Annotated in this window: 1 protein-coding gene and 1 pseudogene; one reads left to right on the top strand and one right to left on the bottom strand. The window is 37.1% G+C overall.

The window, feature by feature from the left end; all coding sequences use genetic code 11:
• A partial coding sequence (locus IQ242_RS25605; RefSeq protein ID WP_193961879.1) for a transposase occupies positions 1 to 576 on the top strand: 576 nt, incomplete at its 5' end.
• A 198-nt stretch (positions 577 to 774) separates the two neighbouring features.
• Here IQ242_RS25605 and IQ242_RS25600 read toward each other — a convergent pair.
• Positions 775 to 995: pseudogene (locus IQ242_RS25600) on the bottom strand (transposase family protein); the annotation flags it as partial.
• Positions 996 to 1,013 lie beyond the last annotated feature (18 nt).

Genomic DNA, 1,013 nt, shown 5'->3' with positions numbered 1-1,013 from the left:
AAAGCACAGCCAGACGCAGTTCGGGAGAAAGTGAAAGAAGTGAGCGTCGATATGTGGTCAGGATTTACAGCAGTGCTCAAGGAATTATTTCCCAATGCTAAAATCATCTATGACCGTTTTCATGTAATGGCTATCATCAATGACGAGCTTAATAAATTGAGAAAGTTAATGGGGGTGCATGAAAAAGGATTACCTCATTTATTATGGAAGAATAAAGAGGAATTAAAGGACGAGCAAAAACAACAACTAGAAGTTATTCTGAAAGAACATCCATGCTTAGGAATAGCCGGGGAAATGAAAGAAGAAATTAGACAAATTTATCAAAGTAGTAGAACGTTCAGAGGTGCTGAGAGAAAATTGGAAAAATGGATAAGAATAGGCGGGATATTATATCAAAGTAGTGCCAGGATGATCCAGAAGCATTTGCCAGGTATTTGTAATTACTTTGAAAATCAGACAACCAACGGATTAATTGAGGGAATGAATACCAAAATAAAGCTTATTAAAAGAATGAGTTATGGATTTACCAATTTTGAACATCTTCGACTTAAGCTGTTTGCTTGCTTTAATTCATAACAAAAATTAACACACGAAAACCAGAAGAGCCCCTGCCCTAGGGTTGATTCATGAATCAACCCTACTATGAATTAACCCTACTATGAATTAACGCTACTATGAATTAACCCTACTATGAATCAACCCTACTATGAATTAACCCTACTATGAATTAACCCTACTATGAATCAGCCCTACCGATGTCGGGGGGGTTGGGGGGCGGTGTGGTACTTTTAAATATACCCGACTGCCTAAGATTGATAAATCTCTGACTAGATTATACTCTGTCTGATTGATCTGTCCAAGATTTGATGGCAATTCGGACATTCAGTTGTTTCATTTAAAAGAGCGAGCTTTAGGAAAATTGTCTGAGCAATTTTTTGATAATTGACCACTGTTACATTTGGTAAATCGAGGAGTTGATCAAAATTTATCCACATAACCCACCTCCTGTTCTG

Origin of the sequence: Microcystis sp. LEGE 08355 (assembly GCF_015207185.1) — a bacterium.
In the GTDB taxonomy this organism is placed as follows: Bacteria; Cyanobacteriota; Cyanobacteriia; order Cyanobacteriales; family Microcystaceae; genus Microcystis; species Microcystis panniformis.
The sequence above is the reverse complement of the archived record's forward strand: the minus strand, read 5'-3'. Positions and strand labels throughout refer to the sequence as shown.